The sequence below is a fragment of the Pelomicrobium sp. G1 genome (assembly GCF_051905455.1).
Lineage (GTDB): Bacteria > Pseudomonadota > Gammaproteobacteria > Burkholderiales > UBA6910 > Pelomicrobium.
Map to the genome: position 1 here is coordinate 1 of NZ_JBQACR010000626.1, position 235 is coordinate 235.

Genomic DNA, 235 nt, shown 5'->3' on the forward strand with positions numbered 1-235 from the left:
AGGGCCCCAAGATCCGCATCGGCAAGTTCGAGCGGGGCAAAGGCACCCTGGTGCCGGGCCAGACTTTCATTTTGGACGCCGAGTGCAAGCGGGGCAACGAAGAGCGGGTCGGGCTCGACTACAATGAGCTTCCCAACGATGTGTCCAAGTGCTCGATCCTCCTTTTTTACTCCTTTCTCATCTTTCTCTCCTTTGATGGTGTTACGGTCACCGAGATCTACACCCGGGTGATCGC

1 pseudogene is annotated in these 235 nt (G+C 57.0%); it reads left to right on the forward strand.

The window, feature by feature from the left end:
* A pseudogene (locus ACTFO6_RS19890) lies at nucleotides 1-235 on the forward strand (pyruvate kinase); the annotation flags it as partial.